The organism is Streptomyces humidus, from assembly GCF_014649655.1.
GTDB lineage: Bacteria > Actinomycetota > Actinomycetes > Streptomycetales > Streptomycetaceae > Streptomyces > Streptomyces humidus.
On record NZ_BMTL01000045.1, the window covers coordinates 34218 to 54718 of the forward strand.

20 protein-coding genes and 1 pseudogene are annotated in these 20501 nt (G+C 71.0%); 9 read left to right on the forward strand and 12 right to left on the reverse strand.

Going from position 1 to position 20501, the window contains the following annotated elements; translation table 11 throughout:
- Window positions 1–10: 10 nt before the first annotated feature.
- On the forward strand, window positions 11–697 hold the full coding sequence (locus IE239_RS36345) for an alpha/beta fold hydrolase (protein WP_063783569.1): 687 nt from the start codon (window positions 11–13) through the stop codon (window positions 695–697).
- A gap of 17 nt (window positions 698–714) precedes the next feature.
- Here IE239_RS36345 and IE239_RS36350 read toward each other — a convergent pair whose 3' ends face one another.
- Window positions 715–1578 carry an AAA family ATPase gene (locus IE239_RS36350; RefSeq protein WP_053744057.1) on the reverse strand — a complete coding sequence of 288 codons (864 nt, stop codon included), beginning with the start codon at window positions 1576–1578 and terminating at the stop codon, window positions 715–717.
- A gap of 169 nt (window positions 1579–1747) precedes the next feature.
- Here IE239_RS36350 and IE239_RS36355 point away from each other — a divergent pair, with 169 nt between their 5' ends.
- The 5 genes and pseudogenes from IE239_RS36355 (at window position 1748) to IE239_RS42640 (ending at window position 5689) form a co-directional block, all read left to right on the forward strand.
- A complete protein-coding gene (locus tag IE239_RS36355; RefSeq protein ID WP_053744058.1) occupies window positions 1748–2875 on the forward strand; it encodes an acyl-CoA dehydrogenase family protein in 1128 nt (375 codons plus the stop codon).
- Window positions 2876–2886: 11 nt separating this feature from the next.
- Complete coding sequence (locus tag IE239_RS36360) at window positions 2887–4167, forward strand: acyl-CoA dehydrogenase family protein (RefSeq protein WP_190153732.1); 1281 nt, start codon at window positions 2887–2889, stop codon at window positions 4165–4167.
- Window positions 4168–4304: 137 nt separating this feature from the next.
- A complete protein-coding gene (locus IE239_RS36365) occupies window positions 4305–4811 on the forward strand; it encodes a DoxX family protein (protein WP_190153733.1) in 507 nt (168 codons plus the stop codon).
- Between the two features lie 37 nt (window positions 4812–4848).
- A pseudogene (locus tag IE239_RS43400) lies at window positions 4849–5463 on the forward strand (AMP-binding protein); the annotation flags it as partial.
- A 43-nt stretch (window positions 5464–5506) separates the two neighbouring features.
- Complete coding sequence (locus IE239_RS42640) at window positions 5507–5689, forward strand: hypothetical protein (RefSeq protein ID WP_229878598.1); 183 nt, start codon at window positions 5507–5509, stop codon at window positions 5687–5689.
- Between the two features lie 82 nt (window positions 5690–5771).
- On the opposite strand, the gene IE239_RS36375 is transcribed toward IE239_RS42640, so the two are convergent.
- The 3 genes from IE239_RS36375 to IE239_RS36385 are packed head-to-tail and all read right to left on the reverse strand — an operon-like array spanning window position 5772 to window position 8489.
- Window positions 5772–6623: a 3-hydroxyacyl-CoA dehydrogenase family protein gene (locus tag IE239_RS36375; RefSeq protein ID WP_053744062.1), complete on the reverse strand. Its 852-nt coding sequence runs from the start codon at window positions 6621–6623 to the stop codon at window positions 5772–5774.
- Window positions 6624–6648: 25 nt separating this feature from the next.
- Window positions 6649–8172, reverse strand: a complete 1524-nt coding sequence (locus IE239_RS36380; protein ID WP_190153735.1) for a class I adenylate-forming enzyme family protein — start codon at window positions 8170–8172, stop codon at window positions 6649–6651.
- 17 nt (window positions 8173–8189) lie between these two features.
- Window positions 8190–8489, reverse strand: coding sequence for a hypothetical protein (locus IE239_RS36385; RefSeq protein WP_190153736.1), 300 nt, complete (start codon window positions 8487–8489; stop codon window positions 8190–8192).
- Window positions 8490–8915: 426 nt separating this feature from the next.
- On the opposite strand from IE239_RS36385, the gene IE239_RS36390 reads away from it, so the two are divergent.
- Window positions 8916–9779 (forward strand): alpha/beta fold hydrolase, encoded by an 864-nt coding sequence (locus IE239_RS36390; RefSeq protein ID WP_190153737.1) that lies wholly within the window; start codon window positions 8916–8918, stop codon window positions 9777–9779.
- Between the two features lie 75 nt (window positions 9780–9854).
- Here the strand turns inward: IE239_RS36390 and IE239_RS36395 are convergent, their stop codons facing one another.
- On the reverse strand, window positions 9855–10622 hold the full coding sequence (locus IE239_RS36395) for an enoyl-CoA hydratase-related protein (RefSeq protein ID WP_190153738.1): 768 nt from the start codon (window positions 10620–10622) through the stop codon (window positions 9855–9857).
- 529 nt (window positions 10623–11151) lie between these two features.
- Between IE239_RS36395 and IE239_RS36400 the strand changes: the two genes are divergently transcribed.
- Complete coding sequence (locus IE239_RS36400; RefSeq protein ID WP_190153739.1) at window positions 11152–12045, forward strand: TetR/AcrR family transcriptional regulator; 894 nt, start codon at window positions 11152–11154, stop codon at window positions 12043–12045.
- A 311-nt stretch (window positions 12046–12356) separates the two neighbouring features.
- Here IE239_RS36400 and IE239_RS36405 read toward each other — a convergent pair whose 3' ends face one another.
- From IE239_RS36405 to mftA, 7 genes are all read right to left on the reverse strand, one after another.
- Complete coding sequence (locus IE239_RS36405; protein ID WP_190153740.1) at window positions 12357–13622, reverse strand: cytochrome P450; 1266 nt, start codon at window positions 13620–13622, stop codon at window positions 12357–12359.
- A 133-nt stretch (window positions 13623–13755) separates the two neighbouring features.
- A complete protein-coding gene (gene mftF / locus IE239_RS36410; protein ID WP_190153741.1) occupies window positions 13756–15150 on the reverse strand; it encodes a mycofactocin biosynthesis glycosyltransferase MftF in 1395 nt (464 codons plus the stop codon).
- Window positions 15147–15914 (reverse strand): mycofactocin biosynthesis peptidyl-dipeptidase MftE, encoded by a 768-nt coding sequence (gene mftE / locus IE239_RS36415; RefSeq protein WP_053744070.1) that lies wholly within the window; start codon window positions 15912–15914, stop codon window positions 15147–15149. The genes mftF and mftE overlap by 4 nt, the downstream gene beginning before the upstream one ends.
- Window positions 15911–17113, reverse strand: a complete 1203-nt coding sequence (mftD, locus tag IE239_RS36420) for a pre-mycofactocin synthase MftD (protein WP_053744071.1) — start codon at window positions 17111–17113, stop codon at window positions 15911–15913. Before mftD ends, mftE begins: the two co-directional genes overlap by 4 nt.
- A gap of 3 nt (window positions 17114–17116) precedes the next feature.
- Window positions 17117–18370, reverse strand: coding sequence for a mycofactocin radical SAM maturase (gene mftC / locus IE239_RS36425; RefSeq protein ID WP_053744072.1), 1254 nt, complete (start codon window positions 18368–18370; stop codon window positions 17117–17119).
- Window positions 18367–18648 carry a mycofactocin biosynthesis chaperone MftB gene (gene mftB, locus IE239_RS36430; protein ID WP_229878600.1) on the reverse strand — a complete coding sequence of 94 codons (282 nt, stop codon included), beginning with the start codon at window positions 18646–18648 and terminating at the stop codon, window positions 18367–18369. Before mftB ends, mftC begins: the two co-directional genes overlap by 4 nt.
- A 25-nt stretch (window positions 18649–18673) precedes the next feature.
- Entirely contained in the window at window positions 18674–18823 is a 150-nt protein-coding gene (gene mftA, locus IE239_RS36435) for a mycofactocin precursor MftA (protein WP_190153742.1), read from the reverse strand.
- A gap of 113 nt (window positions 18824–18936) precedes the next feature.
- Between mftA and mftG the strand changes: the two genes are divergently transcribed.
- Entirely contained in the window at window positions 18937–20499 is a 1563-nt protein-coding gene (mftG, locus tag IE239_RS36440) for a mycofactocin dehydrogenase MftG (RefSeq protein ID WP_190153743.1), read from the forward strand.
- The last annotated feature ends 2 nt before the right edge of the window (window positions 20500–20501 follow it).

Genomic DNA, 20501 nt, shown 5'->3' on the forward strand with positions numbered 1-20501 from the left:
CAGTAAAGGCATGCGGAAGCGTTCGGTGTTGCTGATCCACGGCATGGGTTCGTCGTACGAGCACAACTGGGTGGCCCCCGGTTGGGCCGACCTCCTGCGCGAGAGCGGGCGTGAGGTCGTCGGGGTGGAACTGCCCGGCCATGGGGCCGACGGGCGGACCGGCGACCCCACGCGCGAGGCGGCTCAGGTGGTGCTCGACGCCGCATCGGACAGCGCTCGGGTCGACGCGGTGGGATTCTCGGCGGGCGGTTACGCGCTGATGGTCGCCGCGGCCAGGAAGCCCGAGGCCTTCGGCTCGGTGGCACTGCTCGGTGTCCCGGACAGCGGCCTGCGCGAGAACCACGCGGGACCGGCGGCGATGAACGCCGTCGCGGACGCTCTCCTCGCCGCCGAGGAACCGGCCGTCGGCGTGCCGCGCCTGATCCGCCGTCTCGTCGACGTGGCGGGCAACGACCGGGCCTCGGTCGCCGCGTTCGCCCGGTCGAGTCAGCCACGCGCCGGAACGGCCGATCTCGCGGCGATCACCGCTCGCTGCCTGGTCGTGGAGGGTGGCGCCGACCGCGGCGGCCCGTCCGAGCAGGTCGCCGCGGCGATACCGCGCTGCTCGCGGGTCATTCTGAAGGGTGTCGACCACTTCGCGATTGCGCGCGACATCGGATGCGTCGATGCCGTACTCCGCTTCCTCGACGCGGACTGACCCTGTGGGGCGGGGTGTCACTCGCCGAACTCCTTCAGGGCGAGAGCGATGTCGCTCTCGTTCTTGAGAAGCACCGGAAGGGTGTCGGCGAGCAGTTCGGTCGTGACGTCGTCGGCGCCGAGCAGGACGAGGGTGCGCGCCCAGTCCAGGGTCTCCGCCACGGAGGGCTTCTTCCGCAGTTCCAGTGAGCGCAGCGACCGCACCAGTTGGCCGACCCTGCCGGCGAGGACCGCCTCGATGCCGGGGACCTGCGCCAGCACGATGTCCCGCTCGTGCTCCGCGGTCGGATAGCCGATGTGCAGGTAGAGACAGCGGCGCTTGAGCGCCTCGGAGAGCTCACGGCTGTTGTTCGAGGTGAGGAAGACCAGGGGAGTGGTACGCGCCCGCAGAGTCCCCAGCTCGGGGATGGACACCTGATACTCCGACAGCACCTCCAGCAGCAGTGCCTCGGTCTCGATGTCGAGCCGGTCGACCTCGTCGACGAGGAGCACGACCGGTTCCTCGGAGCGGATCGCCTCCAGCAGCGGACGGGTGAGCAGAAAGCACTCGTGGAACAACTCGGTCTCCACGCCGTCCCCGCCCGCGGTCCCGGCCCGCGCGATGTGCAGGAGCTGCTTGCGGTAGTCCCACTCGTACAGCGCCTTCGCCTCGTCGAGGCCCTCGTAGCACTGCAGCCGTATCAGCCGCAGCCCGCAGGACTCGGCGACGCTCTTGGCCAGCTGCGTCTTGCCCGTGCCGGCCGGACCCTCGACGAGGACCGGCTTGCCGAGGCGTTCGGCCAGGTGGATGACGCCCGCGATGCGCGGACTCGGGACATAACCGGTGCCCCGCAGCCGGTCCGCGACCTGCTGGGAGGAGGCGAAATGCGGCGAGTCGGGCATCTGCGGCGCTCCCGTCCTGGGGTGACGTGCCGACCCGTCAGTCCTGCGTCCGGCCGCACGTTGCTTTTACTGTATGCATTACCGTAATGGCGTGTAGACTGCCGGTCAACAGCTCCGGCGCCATGGCCGTCGGCTTCGCAGTACATCGTCGGGAGGACAAGGTGCCGTCATGAGATTCGAACTGACCGCCGACCAGCGCTTGTTGCAGACGGCGACAGCGGACTACCTGGAGAAGTCCGCCCCGCTCGGCGTGATCCGCGCGTTGCACGACGAGGGCCGCACGTTCGACCGGGACACCTGGCGGCGTGGGGCGGAACTCGGGTGGACGTCGCTCGTCGTGCCGGAGGAGACGGGCGGCGGCAGCGTCTCCGGCGAGGGGGTCGTCGACGCGACGGTCATCGCCGAGCAGTTCGGACGCGGGTGCGCGCCCGGACCGCTCGCCGTGGTCAACGTCGTCGCCGCCGCCCTCGCCGAGGCGGCCGGCGCGGACCGGCACGCCGGACTCCTCGGCAGGCTGCTCGACGGCTCGATGGTCGCCGCCTGGGCCTGCTGTGCGCCGGGACGGGGCTGGGACCCCGAAGCGGGCGCGATCGAGGCACGGCCCGACGGGGACGGTTACGTCCTTGACGGCACGCACGACGGCGTCGAGCACGGCGGCGACGCGGACGCGTTCCTGGTACTCGCCCATACCCCCGAGGGCCTGAGCCAGTTCGTCGTCGAGCGCGACGCGGACGGCGTGTCCGTCCTCCCGCTGGAGAGCCTCGACATGGTGCGCGGCTTCGCACGCGTCGACTACGCCGGCGTACGCGTCCCGGCCACCGCGCTCGTGGGAGCGGCCGGCGGTGCCGCGGCCGCCGTCGAGCGCCAGTTCCAGCTCGCCGTCGTGCTGCAGTGCGCCGAACTCGTCGGTGTCGTCGAGCGCGTGCTGGAGTTCACCCGGCAGTGGATGTTCGACCGCTACTCCTTCGGCCGGCCGCTCGCCTCCTATCAGGAGCTCAAGCACCGGATGGCGGACATGACGCTGTGGTCGGAGTCCGGCCAGGCGACGATGGCCGCCGCCGCCCGCGCGGTGCAGGAGCGCCGGGCCGACGCCGGTGAGCTGGTCAGCGTCGCGAAGTCCTACCTCGGCCAGCGGGCCACCGACATCATCCAGGACTGCGTCCAGTTGCACGGCGGCCTGGGAGTCACCTGGGAGCACGACATCCACATCTACCTGCGCCGGGCGACGGTGAACCGGCTCATGTGGGGCACGCCGTCCGCGCACCGCCGCCGTATCGCCGATCTGCTGAACGTCTGAGGAGATTCGAGATGACCGCGACCACGACGGCCGTGTCAGACGCCACCGGCATGGAGAGCGTCGACAGCTTCCGCCTGCGGGCCCGCGAGTGGATCCCGGCGAACCTGCGGCGCCTGGCCGACCTGCCCGCCGACGAAGGTGCGCAAAGGAACGTGTCGAGCGACGAGAGCGCCTGGCAGCGGGCCCGTGCCCTGCAACGCACGCTGTACGAGGGTGGCTTCGCCGGAATCTGCTACCCCAAGGAGTACGGCGGTCTCGGCCTCACCTCCGCGCACCAGCGCGCCTTCAACGAGGAGGTCGCCGGCCACGAGATGCCGATGCGGCTGAATGTGCCGACGTTCACCATCTGCGGCCCGACCATCCTCGACATGGGCAGCGAGGAGCACAAGCGTGAGCACCTGGCCGCCGCGATCCGCGGCGACGAGGTGCTCGTGCAGTTCCTGTCCGAACCGGGCAGCGGCTCCGACCTCGCCGGAGCGACGACCCGCGCCGAGCGCGACGGCGACGTGTTCGTCCTCAACGGCTCGAAGATCTGGAGCTCGGGCGCCTACGCCGCCGACTACGCGCTGTGCCTGGCCCGCACCGACTGGGACGCGCCCAAGCACCGGGGACTGACGATGTTCCTGATGAAGGTGCATCAGCCCGGCGTGCACATCGAACGCATCAAGCAGGTCAACGGCGGCGACGAGTTCTGCCAGGAGTTCTTCGACGACGTCGTCGTCCCGGCCTCCGCGGTGGTCGGCGAGGTGGGCGGCGGCTGGGCGGTCGCCTCGCGCCAGCTGTTCCACGAGCGCAACGCCGTCGGCGGCGGCTCACCGTACTTCAGCGGCGCGCGGGCCGAAGGGCGGCGCGGCACGGAGACCGATGCGCTCATCGACCTGGTCCGCCGCACCGGCCGGGCGGACGACCCCTACGCGCGGGAGCTGATCGCCGAGGCGCACGCCCTCGGCGTCATCCACGGGCACCTCGTCGACCGGGTCACCGCGGGCATGCGCACGCAGAAGATGCCTCCCACCGCCGGCTCGCTCATCCGCCTCTTCCACGGCGAGAGCGCCACCCGCCAGGCAGAGATCGCACTCGAACTCGCCGGCCCGGCCGCCGCGATGTCCGCCCCCGACGGGCCCGACACCCGCGAGGTGGGCGTGTCCTTCCTGTTCCGCCAGGCCACCCAGCTCGGCGGCGGCAGCACCGAGATGGCACGCAACATCATCAGCGAACGGATCCTCGGAATGGCCCGCGAGTACGCCGCCGACCGCGACGTCCCCTTCAACCAGGTCCGGCACGGGCGCTGAAGGCCGAACGCACCTGAGGTCCTCAGGAAGGACATAACGGCACATGACCACAGCAGAACCCTCCCTCGCCACCACCCCGCCGGCCGCGGACGTGGTCCGGCGCATCGTGCGGGCCCTGCCCTCCGAGGAGGAACGACATGGGTGAGGCGGGCGACGCCGCTCTGCTGCTGGTACGGCTCACTGTGGGCGCGGTGATGGCCGTACACGGCTGGAACCACTGGCGCGGCGGAGGCGGGATCGAGGGCACCGCGCGCTGGTTCGCCGGACTCGGGCTGCGCCGACCGCTCCTGCAGGCGTGGCTGAGCGTGCTCACCGAGATCGGCGCGGGCGTCCTGCTGGCCGCCGGGCTGTTCACCTCGCTCGCCGGCGCCGCCGTCATCTCGGTGATGCTGGTCGCCGGTCTGCTCGCGCACCGTCGCAACGGCTTCTTCGTCTTCAAGGACGGCTACGAGTACGTCCTGGTCCTCGCCGTGCTGTCGCTGGCACTCGCGGCCTGGGGGCCCGGCGAGTACGCGGTGGACACGGCCGCCGGCATCGAGCTGACCGGCTGGCCGGGCACCGGCGCCGCGCTCGGCGCCGCGCTCCTCGGGACGGGGACCCTGCTCGCGCTCTTCTATCGCCCGCAGGCGCCGAGCGCGTCCTGACCCGCCATGTGAGGAGAAACACGAGTGAGTCTGAGGATTGTACGCCCGTCGAATCGCCGTGGGCCTGGCGGCGCTCGGTGCCGGCGCGGGCGGGGTGGTGACGGTCCAGCTTCCGGCGCGTGTCGAGACCGGGGGCGCGTACGCCGCCGTACTGCTGTGCGGGGGAGTACTGCTACCGGTGTCGCCGGAGGCCACCGCAGAGGAGGCCCGGCTGGTCCTCCGGCTCACGGGGGCCACCGCGCTGATCACTTCGGTCTGGCGGGCGCACGACGTACTCCGTACGAGAGGTTCCGAGCACGCAGTGCCGCGGCTGCGGCTGCGGGTCGCGGTGCCGGGCACATCGCCCGCGGCGGCGGTGCCGGCTGACGCGGTGGACTGGTTCACTCTGCTGAACCCCCGGCCGGTCGAGCCCGCTTCGCGCACTGATCAGGATCAGGTGTGTCTGCTGGCCTGGACGGAAGGTGTCGGCGGTACTCCCGCATGCGTCCAGCACACCCATCGCTCACCGCTGGCCGGGCTGACACTCTCGCAACCGGCCCAGACGGCACGTCGGGATCGGGTGCACCTCAATACGTTGCGGCCCGGCTGCGCGGCGGGTCCCGCCGGACTGCTGCAGGCGATGGTTCGCGGAAGACCCACGGTCTTTATGGAGCGCCTGCAGGCAGGCCGCGCTGCACCTGGTGCACCGCCACGGGGTGACGTCGGCGGAGGGGACGGCCTTCCACCTTGCCGGGCTGCTCAACGCGGCCGAACGCACCGGCTTGGCCACAGGCCCTCTCACCGACTACCTCGTGCGCGACGAGACCCCACCGCCCGCGGTCGTCGAGCGGGCCGCCCGGGCGGGGGTGGCCGTGCTGCCGGTACCCACCCGTGCCTGACCAGGCCGGGACGGGCAAGAACCCGGGCTTGTCGAGCCCCCCGCCGACCGGGGAAGACCGCCCGGCCGGCGCTCGTCAATTGTCAGTCGTATGTGTAGAAACCGCGCTTGGTCTTCCGGCCCAGCCAACCCATCCGCACGTACTGCATGAGCAGCGGCGGGGGCCAGTACTTGGGATCGTGGTACTCCTCGTACATGCGCGCGGCCATGTCGTGGACGATGTCCAGGCCGATCAGGTCGCTGAGCCCGAAGGGTCCCATCGGGTGGTTGAAGCCGAGCCTGAGGACCGAGTCGATGTCCTCCATCGAGGCCACTCCGCGTTCAAAGGCACGGATGGCGTCCAGGAGGAACGGCACGACGAGCAGGTTGCCGATGAAGCCGGGCCCGTCCTTGATGATCACCGGGGACTTGCCGAGGGCCTTCGACAGATCGACGGCGGCCCGGATGGTCTCCTCGCTCGTCGCCGGGGTGCGGATGACCTCCACCAGGTCCATGAGGGGGACCGGGTTGAAGAAGTGCAGGCCGACGACCCGCTCGGGGGCGGACGTCTCGGCCGCCATGATCACGAGCGGGATCGTCGAGGTGTTCGAGGCGAGGACCGCGGTGGGAGAGGCGTGGCGCTCGAAGTCGCGGAAGAGCTCACGCTTGAGGTCGACGTCCTCGAACGCCGCGTCGATCACGATGTCGGCTCCGGCGATGGCCGCCCGGTCCGTGGAGGTGCGCAGGCGGGCCAGTGCCTGGGCTGCCTGTTCCTCGGTGAACTTCCCCTTCTCGACGAACTTCGCCAACCCGGCGGCGACCCGTGCCCGACCGGCCCCGACGGCCTGCTCGTCCCGCTCGATGCCGACCACGTCGAAGCCGAGGGGAACGGCCGTCTGCGCGATACCGGCCCCCATGGTGCCGAGGCCGACTATCGCGAGTGTCTTGAACTCCACGCGCACTCCTTGTCTTCAGGTGCTGCTAGAGCACGGGTGTCCTGGTGGCCTCGGGGGCCCCGGCGTCCTTGTCGATGTCTGCGACCAGCTTGCGGCGCAGTACCTTGCCCGTCGGCGTGGTCGGGAGTTCCGGCAGGAAGACGATGTCGTCGGGGGTCTTCGAACTGCGCAGCCGGCCGCGGACGAACTCGCGCAGGACGCCGGCGTCCGGCCGCACGCCGGGCTTGACGACAACGAACGCGCCGATGCGCTGCCCCCATTCGTCGTCCGGGATGCCGGCCACGGCCACGTCCGCCACCCATTCGTGCTCGGTGAGCACGCTCTCGATCTCCGAGGGGGCGATGTTCTCGCCGCCGCGGATGATGGTGTCGTCGGACCGGCCCTCGACGAAGATGAAGCCGTCCTCGTCGATATGGCCGCGGTCACGGGTGGGGAACCAGCCGGCGCTGTCCAGCCGGCTGCCGGCCTCCAGGTACTCACCGGCGACCTGTGGCCCGCGTACGACGATGTCTCCCACCACGCCGGGAGGGCACGGCAGCCCGTCCGGATCATGGACCTCGATCTCCACGCTGGGCAGCGCACGGCCCACCGACCCCAGTCTCGCGCGCACGGTGGGATCGTCGCTCGCGGCGGCCGTACGGTGGTCGTCCGGTCCCAGCACCGCGATGGAGGAGGCGGTCTCGGTGAGGCCGTAGGCGTTGACGAAACCGGTGCCGGGAAAGAGCCGCAGCGCCTCCATGAGCACGGGTACGGCGATCTTCGCGCCGCCGTACGACATCGACCGCAGCGTCGAGGGGCCCCGCACGCCGGAGTGGACGAGTTCGCTGACGATGCGCGCGAGCATCGTCGGCACCACCATCGCGTGCGTGACTGCCTGGGTCCGGACGCGATGCAGCCAGTCGGCGGCGCTGAAGTGGTCGAGATACACGACCCGGCGACCGGCGTACAGGTTGGAGAGCAGGTTCGCGACGGCGGCGATGTGGTAGGGCGGCACGCTGACGATGGTCGCGTCGCTCTCCTCGGCCGACGCGAACTCGACGGAGCCGAAGATGTAGGACGTCAGGTGCCGGTGCCGCAGTACCGCGCTCTTCGGGGCGGCGGTCGTCCCGCTCGTCATCAGCAGCACGGCGATCGAGTCGGGGTCCGGGTCGGCGGGCTCGGTCTCGTGATCGGCGGCAACCGCCGTCGGCCCGGCGAACTCCTCCAGCGTCACGGCCGCCATGCCCCGGACCCGCTCGGGCGAGTCGGTTATCACGAGCGGCTTGGCCTGGCGGCCGAGGACGTCGTCCAGCTGCTCGGCGCTCAGCCGGTAGTTGACCGGCAGGAAGGGCACGCCGACGGAGGCCGCGGCGAACAGGGCGACCGGAAACGCGGGACCGTTGCCGCCGAGGTAGACGACGGTGCCGGCATCGGCGGCCCGGACGAGATCCGAGCCCGAGCGCGCCCGCCGGGCGAGTTCGCTGGCGGTGAGGCCGTCCGCGCGGTCACCGATGAGGACCCGGTCGGGCATCCCCTCGACCACCATGTCGAGGAGCATCGTGAGGTTCATCGCGGGTGCGGTCCGTTTCAGTCGGACGCCGGCAGCGCCTTGGCCGCCTTCTGCGTGAGTTGGCTGTTGCCGAAGGTCAAAGGGCCGATTCCGGCCTTGGTGCACAGCACCTCGATGCCGCTGTCGTCGTCGGTGTACCGCTTGCCGAGGTGGATAGGTGGGCCGTCGCTCACCTGTGGTGCGGTGGGATCGGGGGCCGTCGGGCGCATCTCCGCGCCGGCGCACATCAACACCGCGGGGGTGTCGGAACTCTTGACGATGATGACTTCGCACGTCGAGTTCTGTCCGCGCAGCCGAGTGCCGACCTGCAAACTCATATGGTCCTCCTCAACGACAGGCACTGCTGATGCCGTCCGTCCCGCAGAGCGGCCGGGGCCGTCTGGACGGGACATCGCAACGCAACACCCATACCGTAAGGTATATAGTACAGGGGTCAAGAGGCGCGGGGGAGGTGTGACGTTGACCCTGCGCTCAAGTGATGAAGAAGACGTCCCGGTGGGCTGCGGTGACGGTCCGTCCAGGTCGGCCCGTATGTGCCGAGGCTGTATCGCCGGCGAGGGCACGCCGGCGCCTCCGGTGGAGTGTCGCCCGACCGTCGATCAGGAGCAGGCGCTGGATTGCGCCCGACAGGGTGTCAGGGTCCTGCACGCTGCGCCGAGAGGTGCCGCGTGCGCTGATCGACGACGTGAGGGCGCTGACGCCCTGGCAGAGGAAGTGACCCGCGAGATGGGAAGGTGCACCGCATGAGCCGGACCGAGCCACTCATGAGGCGGATCCCCGCCGCCGGCGTGGAACTGGCCGCCGAGGAGTATCCGGTGGACGCGCCGAAGGGCACCGCGCTGTTCCTGCACGGCGGGGGCCAGACCCGCCATTCTTGGAAGGGCGCGGCCCGGACGCTTGCCAGGAGCGGCTGGCGCACCTTCTCGCTCGACACCCGCGGTCATGGCGACAGCGGTTGGGCGCCGGACGGGGACTACTCGATGGACGTCCTCGTGGCCGATCTCGTCGGCGTGGCCGCCCGGGCCGGTGAGGGCGATCCGCGTCCTCCCGTGCTGATCGGCGCGTCGATGGGCGGCCTGACCTCGCTGCTGGCCGTCGGGGAAGGGCTGGTGGACGCTCGCGCGCTCGTGCTTGTCGATGTCGCCCCGCGCATGGAACGGGATGGCGCCGCACGGGTCTCCGGGTTCATGCGCCGCCACGTCGACGGCTTCGCCACGCTGGAGGACGTCGCCGCCGCGGTGTCCGAGTACAACCCGCACCGTCGGCGTCCGAGGAGTCTGGAGGGGTTGCGCAAGAACGTGCGCCTGGCCGAAGACGGCCGCTGGTACTGGCACTGGGACCCGGCGCTGGTGCGGCCGGACGCCGACGAGCCCAGGCGGCACCCCGACCCGGAGCGGCTGCGCGAGGCGGCCCGCCGCATCGACGTTCCCACGCTCTTGGTCCGCGCTGTTCAGTCGGACGTGCTCAGTGAGGAGGGGGTGCGCGAGCTCCTGTCGCTTGTGCCCGGCTCGCGCGCGGTCGACGTCGCCGGCACCGGGCATATGGTGGCCGGCGACGACAACGACGCGTTCATCGACCAGGTAGGGCGATTCCTCGGCACCGTGTGACCGCGCAGACCCAACGGGTCCTGGGCCTCCGCGACCCGTCCGGTCCTGCGGTGAGTCACCCCCCGGGGGGGTGACTCACCGGCCCTTCCACTGCGGTGCGCGCTTCTCCGCGAAGGCGCGAGCTCCTTCGAGCGCGTCCTCGCTCTCGAACACCTTGGAGTTTTCGGCTTCCTGTGCCGCGCGTGCCGCGGCGACGCCTTCGGTGAGCGCCACGCGCATGAGCTTCTTCGTCGCGAGGACGCCGAGCGGGCCGTTCTCGCCGATACGGCGGGCGAACTCCAACGCGGCGCCGACCACGTCTCCGGCTGGAACGACGCAGTTGACCAGCCCCAGCGCACACGCGCGCTCGGCGTCGATCAGATCTCCGGTCAGCCCGAGTTCGAGAGCGATCGCGAGGGGGATGCGGCCGGGCAGCGTGGTTCCGCCGCCAGCGGCGAACAGGCCGCGCTTGACCTCCGGGATGCCGAACCTGGCCTTGTCGGAGGCGACGACGATGTCGCAGTTGAGCAGGAGCTCGAACCCTCCGGCGACGGCGGTGGCGTTGGCGGCACCGATGACGGGCTTGGGGTACTCGCCTCGGCTGAACATCGTGAAATGCGTGTTGTCGGACTCCGGCCCGGAGGAATCGGAACCGGCGGCGAACGCCTTGAGGTCCATGCCGGCGCAGAACGCACGGTCGCCGGCACCGGTCAGCACCACCGCGCGCACCGCGTCGTCGTCCAGGCAGTCACGCAGCGCCCGCGAGAGTGCGGCGATCAGACCGGGGCTGAGGGCGTTGCGCTGGTCCGGGCGGTTGAGCGTGATGACCTCGGCAGAGCCTTCACGACGTCGGAGCAGATCCATCTAGACCGCCTTCCGGTGGGTGTTTCGCTGAAGGGTGTCCGGCCCGGCGGCCCGACCGTCTTCCGCCGGTGGTGTGGTGTCGGCACACAGTCGGTTGCGGGACTGTGGCCGCCCGGCGCGGACTCTGCCGGTATTCTGTCCGGTAAAGCTTCCGGGAACGCTTTCGGTAAGCTACCACCCGCTGATCGGAGGGACAACGGCGCGGTGCACGGCTGCCGGAGGGGGCGTGACGCGGGGCCGACACCATCGTGGTGCTGCTCGAGATCGTCGGTCGGGCGCGGGTCAGGCTGATGTTGTTCGTTCCCCGGGCGGAAGGCCGGCGCCGAGGCGGTGCGGTGCGGTGACGGCTGCTCACAGGAATCGCCGACGACACGTCGAGCGTCCGCCGCGTGGTGGAACGGATCGCGGGTGAGGTGTCCGTTCCGACCCGGTTTACCAGAACCGCGCTGAGAACCAGCAGGCGGCGACGTGGTCCGGGGCGGTCGACCAGCCGTCGCGGCAGCGTTACGGTAATCCCTTACCGTATGCCATGCCGGGAGGCATTGGCTGGTACCGTGTCAGTCAGTTCGGAGCGCGGGCTCGGCCTACGCTCGGGCCGGGCCGGTGGGTGGTGACAAGGAGGAGAGGCAGCGTGACGAAGGCCGATTCCACCGGGACGCGTAAGCGTCGTCAGCGTAACTCGATCAACGCCGAGGAGATCGTCGGAGGTGCCTTCGAGGTCGCGCGGCGCACCTCGCTCGACCAGCTGAGCATGCCGATCCTCGCCGAGCATCTGGGTGTCGGCGTCACCAGCATCTACTGGTACTTCCGGAAGAAGGAAGAGCTGCTCAATGCGATGACGGACATCGCCGTCGACAAGTACCTGCGGCTGACGCCGGAGATCCGGGCGTATGACACCTGGCAGAACACGCTGTCCTCGCACTTCCGCGCGCAGCGCGAGATCCACCACGAGGACGAGGTCCTCTCCGATCTGCTCTTCATCCGCACCTCCACGTACAGCCGCGAGGCGGCCCGCCGCACCATGGAACTGGTCGAGTCCGTGGTGGCGAAGCTGGTCGCGGACGGTTTCACGCCCGACAATGCGATGATGGTGTACAGCGCGATCGGTGTGTACACCCGCGGTTCGATCATCCACGAGCGCATCCTTCGGCTGGCCGACGCGCCGACGATCGACGCCGCCCGCCAGCGTCACATGACGGACTGGTCCCACCTGCCCGTCCTGGACGGCTTGATCGACCGCCATCCGATCTCCGGGACGAGTGACGAGGACTTCGAGTTCGGCATTGCGCGCCTGATCTGCGGGTTCGAGGTCCTCCTTCGCGAGCAGAGCCAGCGGCCTCGCAAGACGTCGCGCGGATCGACGGCCGCGCGGGGCGCGATGACCGTTCGTAAGGCCCCTGCTCGCAAAAAAGCCGGATCCTGAGGGCTTCCGGGGATCGCTGCGACACCGGGATGGTCCGGTCCGATCGAGGCCGGTTCACGCGGGCGCTCGGCTGGAGTCTCCCAGGCGCAGCAGGCCGTTTGCGTTCTCGTGCGGTGCATGTCGCCAAGGGCTGGGCTGGGGCCTTGGGCACCGTACCTGAAGGGCAGGTTCAGGGCCGCTCGTTGGGCACGGTCATCAGCGTGGCGGCGCCCGGCGGCGACGAGCCTGCTGCCGGGCGCCCGTGTGCTCGTGACGTAACCGGACCCCGCCTGGGCGGGAATCGGGACCCTCGCGGTTCGGCTCGCCGGCCGCTACCTGCGGACGGCGGCAGGGTCCCATTGCAGGGGGAGGCTGCGCAGCCCCATCACCAGGCTGCGCGACTCGTCGAACGGGATGTCCGGATCGATCTCGTACACCGGAATGCGCTTGTGCCACTCCTCATAGGCGATCGCTAGCTCCTGTCGCGCGAGGTGAGACCCGAGGCACCGGTGCGGCCCCACACCGAACGCCAGATGCGAGATTTCGGTGCGGTCGAAATCGACCGTCGTGGCGTCCGGGAAGTGCTGCTCGTCGCGGTTGCCGGCCGGCAGGCTGAGGATGAAGTGCTGGCCCTTCTTCACCGGGCAGCCGTCTACTTCGGTGTCGGTCATCGCCGTCCGCGAGATGTTCACGACCGAGTAGACGCGGAGGATCTCCTCGATCGCGCTGGGGATCACCGACGGGTCGGCCGCGATCCGCTCCCGGTCGGCCGGATGGCTCGCCAGATGGTGGAAGCCGTAGCCGAGCGAGGCGGCGACGGTGTCCAGACCGGCCTGGAACAGCAGGAGATAGAAAGAGAGCAGATCCTCGTGCGGGATCGGCTCACCGTCGATCTGCCAGTCCATGGCGCGCGAGATGAGGTCGGAGCCGCGCTCCCCGGCCGGCGTCTTCCTGCGCTCGTCCAGGATCTGCGACAGGTATTCGGTGACCTCGGTCTGGGCCTGGATCGGGATCCGGAACGCCTCGGCCGGATCCGTCGACTCCGGGTGCATGATGTCGGTCTCCCATGCGATGAACTTGTCCAGTTCCTCGACCGGCAGGCCGATGATGTGCTCGAGGAAGATGGTGGTCGGGAACCTGAGCGCGAACTCCTTGGCGAAATCGCAGTGACCGCGGTCGATGAACCCGTCGATGAGTTCGTTGGCGCGCGCGCGGAGAGAGCCTTCCAGGCGGGCGACGGCGGCCGGTGAGAAGGACGAGGCGAGCAGCCTGCGCCACTTCACGTGGATCGGGCCGTCGAGCGTTTGCGGCTTGAGGACGAACGGCGCCTCCTTGCCGGTCGCCGGATCGACGGCCTTGCTGTGGAACACGTCGGCGCGCTGGCCGATCTCCTGCACCAGGTCGTAGGTGGTGTAGATGATCTGGCCGGTACCGAGCGTGTGTGCCGGTCCGGCGTCCCGCAGGGAGTCCAGTTCCGCGAAACCGGCGAGCGGTTCGCGGCTGCCGCCCGTCGTCACCAGGTCACTGTAGGGGCATCGCTGTGCGATCAGCGCATCCCGCTCATCCGCATCGCTCGTGGTCTGCTCCGTCTGCGCCATGTCGCTCCTTCGCGCTCCCGTATCCGTGCAACGCTTTTACTGTTGCAAGTCCCGTGATGCTTACGGTAACGACTCCAGTCGTCGGTCACAATGGAGGGGACGACTGTTTCGCCGGGCGGGAAAACGGTGACGGTCACCGCGGCTGCCGCAGCCGAGGCCGCAGAGCCGCAGTGGAGCGTCCCTTGATGGCGGACCACCACACACCAGCGCCGTAGGCGAGGTCGTCGAGGCGGCGTGCGATGCCGTACCTCAGTGGATCCACAGCGGCGCCCTGGTGCAGGTATTCCAGAGCGACGTCGGCCACCGCGGCCAGCGCGGTGGCCCGGCGTACCCGGCGGGAGATCGTGCAGCCGGCCACCGTGAGGGGCCACCAGTGCCGGGTCAGCAGCGCGGACGTCTGGGCGAGCGCGCCGAGCGCGCCCATGGCCGTCAGTGAGGAGGCCAGCCGTACCGGGTGCTCCGTGCCGTCCAGTTTCCGGCAGACGCGCAGGACGGTCGTCGCGCCGACGGCGCCGGCCACCGGGAGCGACCAACGGCGTTGGGCGACAAGGGCGAGGACGAAGGCGCCGCTCCAGGGGGCGAGGACCGCGGGCGCGATGAACTCGGGGTGTCGTTCGGCGAGCGGGTGCGCTCCCGTCCCGTAGGCGGCCTTGCGTCGAAACCAGTCCCCGAGGCGGCCGCGGTGCTCGTGGGCGGCGTGGACCGAGGGCTCGTAGCGCACCCGCCGGCCGCTCTTGATGGCGCGCCAGCAGATGTCGACGTCCTCGCCGATTCTCAGCCGCTCGTCGAAGCCCTCGTCCAGGGCGTCGACGCGTGCGACGGCGCAGGCCGTGGAGGCCCAGGAGACGGGTGTCCCGGGGCGTACCAGGGCGGGACGGCTGCCCAGGTCGAGTGAGGAGCGTGTGCGCTCGTACCGTCCGATCCAGGTCGAGGAGCCGGGCGTTTCGAGAGCGGTGACACGGGGGACGGCCAGGGCGACCCGGGGATCGGAGAAGTGCCGCAGCAGTGTCGGCACCGTGTCCTTGGGCAGGACGACGTCGGAGTCGACGAAGACCACATACGGCGTGCCGACCAGGCGAAGGCCCGCGTTCCGGGCTCCGGCGGGACCGACGTTGACCTTCAGGGGGACGAAGCGCGCGCCATGCCGCGCGGCGGCCGCCTCGACCGGAGCGCGGTGAGTCGACGCGTCGTCGACCACGATCACCGGGGTGTCCGGCCCGATGCTCGTGAGCAGGCGGTCGAGCTCGCGCGGGCGGTCGCGGACGGGGACGACGACCGTGTACCGGGGGTCGTCGGGCAGGGGGAGGGCGCGGACGACCGGGTGCGCCAGCCCCGCCTCCAGGAGCCGGTCCGCCAGGAGGGCGCCCGCCCGGTCCCGTACGTGGACCGTACGATCGGTCAGCAGTGGACGTGCCCGCCGGGTCAGGCGCAGCAGCCGCAGAGGGGAACCACCGAGGAGGGTGCGGCCGCCGTCCAGGACGCGGGTGTCACGATCGAGCGCCACGACGAATCCGAGGGGCAGCGTCATCTCCCTGCCGCCTTCGTGCCAGGTCGGTCCCGTGCCGCGGGGTCCAGGAGGCGGCCGCGCTCGTCCGTCGTTGCGGCAGTGATCAGGCCGACGAGCCGGGACACCATGGTCCGCACATGCCGGCGGCCCTCCTCGGCCGATGCGCCGGCCGGGTCGCCGAGCACGCCCGACGGCGAGACGGCTTTGACGCCGTGGGCCGTCAGCAGAGGCATCAGGACATCCAGCGGGCGGGTGTCGCCGGCGACGGCCTCGAGGATCCGTACCTCATCAGGGGCGAGATACAGCATGACCGAGGTCTCGGTCCGGCCGGCGTGCGCGTCGCCTCCCGTGATGCCGCACCCGGCCCAGGCGACGGCGTGCCCCTCGGCGCGCAGGGCGCCCAGGGCCGCGTCCAGGGTGGCGGTGTTGCCGCCGTGGCCGTTGACGAAGACGACGCGCCCGGCCCACAACGACAGGGAGCGCACGGTTTCGACGATCACGGCGTGCAGGGCCTCGTGTCCGATGGAGACGGTGCCGGGGAAGCCGGCGTGCTCGCCGCTGGCGCCGTAGGCGAGCGTGGGCGCCACCAGGGGCGGCGGGGTGAGACGGGTAGAGAGTTCCTCGGCGGCACGACCGGCTACCGACTCGGCGATGACGCTGTCGGTGTTCAGCGGCAGATGCGGCCCGTGCTGCTCGGTCGAGCCGACCGGCACCAGGACCAGACTCTTGGCGGAAACGGTGGGCCAGGCCCGGTGCGCGAGCCGGACGTGCCGTGCCGTCGTCATCCGGCGACCGGGGCGGGGGCACTCGTGCCGCCGAGGGTCAGGGCGAACCCGGGAGGAATCACCAGGTCGTCGGGGGACAGCTCGTGGACGGACGAGCGGCCCAGACCCAGCACCGCGGAATCGAGGCCGCCGCGCAGGATGTCCAGCACGTTCTCGACACCGGCCTGGCCGTTCGCCGCCAGGCCCCACAGGTACGCCCGCCCGACCAGGACGGCCCGGGCGCCGAGCGCCAGCGCCTTGGCCACGTCGCTGCCGCGCCGGACGCCGCCGTCGAGCAGGACTTCGATGTCATCGCCGACGGCGTCCACGACGGAGGGGAGCACCCGGACGGTGGCGGGGGTGGTGTCGAGGTTGTTGCCGCCGTGGTTGGACACCGAGATCGCCGTCACCCCGGCGTCGACGGCCCGTTTGGCGTCGTCCACCCGGGTCACGCCCTTGAGCAGGAAGGGCCCGCCCCACTCCTTGCGGAGCCAGGCGACGTCCTCCCAGGTGGGCGGGGTGGTCTGCATCCACTCGCCGTAGGCGCCGAAGAAGGTGGGTGCTTCGCCGCCCGGGGGGCGGAGGTTGGGGACCGTGAGGTCGGGAAGCCGGCCGGAGCGCAGATACGTCCACAGCCACCGGGGGCGGGGCAGCACGTCGGGAGCGAACTTCGCCATGGTCCTCACGTCGAGCTTGTCGGGGATCTGCGGGCTTCCCCAGTCGCGGCCGTGGGAGAAGGACCAGTCGAGGGTGGCGATGAGCGCCTTGGCGCCCGCGGACCTGGCCCTGTCCATACGCTGCACCATGCTGTCCCGGGTGCCGCTCCAGTACAGCTGGAAGAAGGTGTCGGGGTTGGCCGCGACGACCTCCTCCACCGGTTTGCTCGCGAAGGAGCTCAGCCCCATGATGACGCCCCGGTTCGCCGCGGCCCGCGCCACGGCGACCTCTCCTTCCGGGTGCACGGCCTGCACACCGGTGGGAGAGATCAGCACGGGGAACGCCGTCTCGACGCCGAGGACGGTCGTGGTCAGGTCGCGTTCGGCATGATGGCCCACGACGTGCGGGGCGAAGCCGAGGTCGACGAAGGCCGCGGCGTTGTCGTCGATCGTACGGCCGTGCTCGGAGCCGGCGACGAGTGCTCCGTAGACGCTGCTGGGCAGGCGTTTCCTCGCCCGGCGCTGGGCCTCGGCGACCGTCTCGAACCAGGGGTTCTGGGGCATGCGTCAACTCTTCTCGTGCTGGGGTGACGGAGTCCGGGCGAGCCGCAGCCCGGCCAAGGGGTCCTGGGCGCAGTCGCTGACGGGAGGGCGTTCCAGGTCCGCGCGGCGGGCCGGCAGCGGCAGGTCCACCGGCCGTCGCCGGGAGTGGTCCTGGGAGGGGCGCGGCAGGTGGGCCCGGTCCGCCGGGCGTTCGGCCAGCAGATCCTCGCCGTAGCCCTGGACGCATTCGGGGTCGGGGCCGTCCAGCGGCAGCCCGGTGAAGAACTTGGCGGCCATGCAGCCGCCCTTGCACGTGTCGTAGAACCCGCAGGAGGCGCAGGCTCCGCCGGTCTGAGGCGAACGCAGGTCGCGGAACAGCGCGGACTCCCGCCACACCCCGGTGAAGCCGCCGGGATCGCGCACGTTCCCGGCGAGGAACTCGTCGTGGATCGCGAAGGGGCACGCGTACACGTCCCCGACCGGGTCGACCAGGCACACCACCCGGCCGGCGCCGCACAGGTTGAGGCCGGGCAGCGCCTGACCGTAGGCGGACAGGTGGAAGAACGAGTCACCGGTCAGCACCGACTCGCCGTGTGCCAGCAGCCAGTCGTACAGCTGGCGCTGCTGCTCCCGGGCCGGGCGCAGGTCGTCCCAGACATCGGCGCCGCGGCCGGACGGGCGCAGCCGGGTGAGCCGCAACTGGGCGCCGTAGCGGTCGGCGAGTGCCTTGAAGGCGTCCATCTGGGGGATGTTGTGCCGGGTGCACACGACGGAGAGCTTGAAGTTCTTCATCCCGGCCGCGGCGAGGTTCTCCATGGCCCGAAGCGCGGTGGCGTACGAACCGGCCCCGCGCACCGCGTCGTTGACCTCCGCGGTCGCCCCGTCGAGGGAGATCTGCACGTCCACGTAGTCGTTGCGGGCCAGCCGGCGGGCCGCCTCGGGGGTGATGCGGACGCCGTTGGTGGAGAACTTCACGCCGACGTGGTGGCTGGTGGCGTAGTCCAGGAGGTCCCAGAAGTCAGGGCGGACGGTGGGTTCGCCGCCGCCGATGTTGACGTAGAAGACCTGCATGGCCTCCAGCTCGTCGATGACGGCCTTCGCCTCGCTCGTGCTCAGCTCGCGCGGGTCGCGCCGTCCGGAACTGGACAGGCAGTGCACGCAGGACAGGTTGCAGGCGTAGGTGAGTTCCCAGGTCAGGCAGATCGGCGCGGCGAGGCCGTACTCGAACAGGTCGACCAGTCGCCGGGTGCTGTGGGCGGGTAGTGCGGGTGAGGTCATGGGGCGGCCCTTTCGATGACCATGGACGACCGGGCCAGGGCGGTCAAGGCCGCGGTGAAGCGGGGGAGTTCGGCGGCGCCTACACCGGCTTGCGCGCAGGCGGCCCGGGCGGTGGGCACGTGCGGCAGGGCCCGCAGGACGGCGAGCAGGCGGAGGTCCTTGACGAACGACAGCCGACGGGTGCCGAAGTGGTACAGCAACGCGCCGAAGGGTTCCGGCCGCACCGAGACCTGCGGATGCAGGTCCCAGGCCCGGTCGATGTCCATGTCGGCGTTCACGGTGGGCACGCTGGTCCCCGCTCGCCTAGTAGACGCCGCACATGCCGTCGATCGAGACCTCCTCGATGAGGTCGTCCTCCTCGATCAGCGACTCGGGGGCCAAAACGTCCCCGGCGCCGGACTCGGCGTCGGGGACGGGGGCGGCCTGCGGGGGGAGGGAGTGGAGCGGGCTCATGCGAACCTCCTCGACGGCCGCGGCGATCCGGTCGACCGGACGGTCCCGGTGCCGCGGGTTCCTGTACCGTGAGGCTAATGGCACCCGGTGTCAAAAAGGAAGGGTCGTGCGCCATGCCGAGGAACGCCCCTGGTCGGCGCCCCGATGTCGTCGTGGTGGGGGCCGGTGCCAGCGGTGCCGCGCTGGCGGCGCGGCTGAGCGAGGACCCCGGCCGCTCGGTACTGCTGCTGGAGGCCGGACCGGTGCCGCGTCAACTGTCGGACTTCCCACCGCAGTTGCTGGACGCCCGGCTCGTCCCCGGTGCGCAGGCGGAGTGCGGCGCGGTCTCGCACCACCCGGTCCGCCTCACCCCGGACCGGCCCTACTCGGTACCGCGGGGGCGCGTACTCGGCGGTTCCACCACCGTGAACGGAGGCTACTTCGTACGGGCCCGGCGCGAGGACTTCGCCCGCTGGTCGGCCGCGGGCGGGGCGGACTGGTCGTACGACCGCATCCTGCCGTTGCTTCGCGGCCTGGAGACCGACCTGGACCACGGCGCCGACGCCGTGCACGGAGACCGGGGACCGGTACGGATCCGGCGCACGGACCTGAGCCATCCGGCCGCCGCGGCGTTCGGTGACGCCGCCCGCGAACTGGGCCTGCCGCACGAGCCCGACAAGAATGCGCAGGACGTTCCGGGCTTCGGCCCGGTTCCGACGAACACGGTGGACGGCCTGCGGGTCAACACCGGCATCAGCCATCTCCTGGGCGCCCTCGGCCGGCCCAACCTCACGGTGACGGGCGACTGTCCGGTTCACCGGGTCGTCGTCCGCGAGGGCCGGGCGAGCGGAGTCGTCGTCGAACACGACGGTGGGTTCGAGGTACTGGAGGCCGGCGAGGTCGTGCTCTGCGCGGGAGCCTTCGCCTCCGCGCACCTGCTGCACCGGTCGGGAATCGGCCCGGGTGCGGTGTTGACGCGGGCGGGCATCCCCGTCGTGCTGGACGCCCCCGCGGTCGGAGCGCGGTTCAGCGATCACCCCCAGGTGGTTCTGGAGTGGGCGCCCCACGGTGACGTGGCCGAACCCGTGGGATCCTGGCTCGGAGGCGCCCTGCACGTGTCCTCGTCCGACGGCGCGCACCCGGGCGACCTGGAGATCCTGCAGTCACTCGTCCCGATGGCCGGCCTGACCACCGGACGCACGAGCGTGGCGGGTGCCCCGCTGGCGTTCCTGGTCTCCGTACAGACGCCCCGCACGAGCGGCCGCCTGCGAACGAGGTCGGCGGACGCGACGGACCCACTGGACATCGACTACGGCTATCTGCGCACGGCCGGCGACCGGCGCCGTATGCGTGAAGCCGTCCGCGTCACCGCGGCCCTGCTCGGCACCGCCGCCTTCGGCGAGGTGGCGTCGGGCCTGGCGGACCCGGACGCCACGACCCTCGACGACGACCGTCGGCTCGACCGCTGGATCCGGGCCGGGCTCGGCACGGCTCAGCACACGTGCGGAACGGTCCCCATGGGCCCGGCGGACGATGCCCGAGCGGCCGTCGACGGCTACGGCAGGCTGTACGGGCTGAGCGGGCTCCGGGTGGCGGACACCTCGATCCTGCCCACGGCTCCGCTGCGTGGCCCGGCGGCCACCGCGGTCCTCATCGGGGAGTTCATGGCCCGTGCGATGCGGCACGGCCCGCACTGACG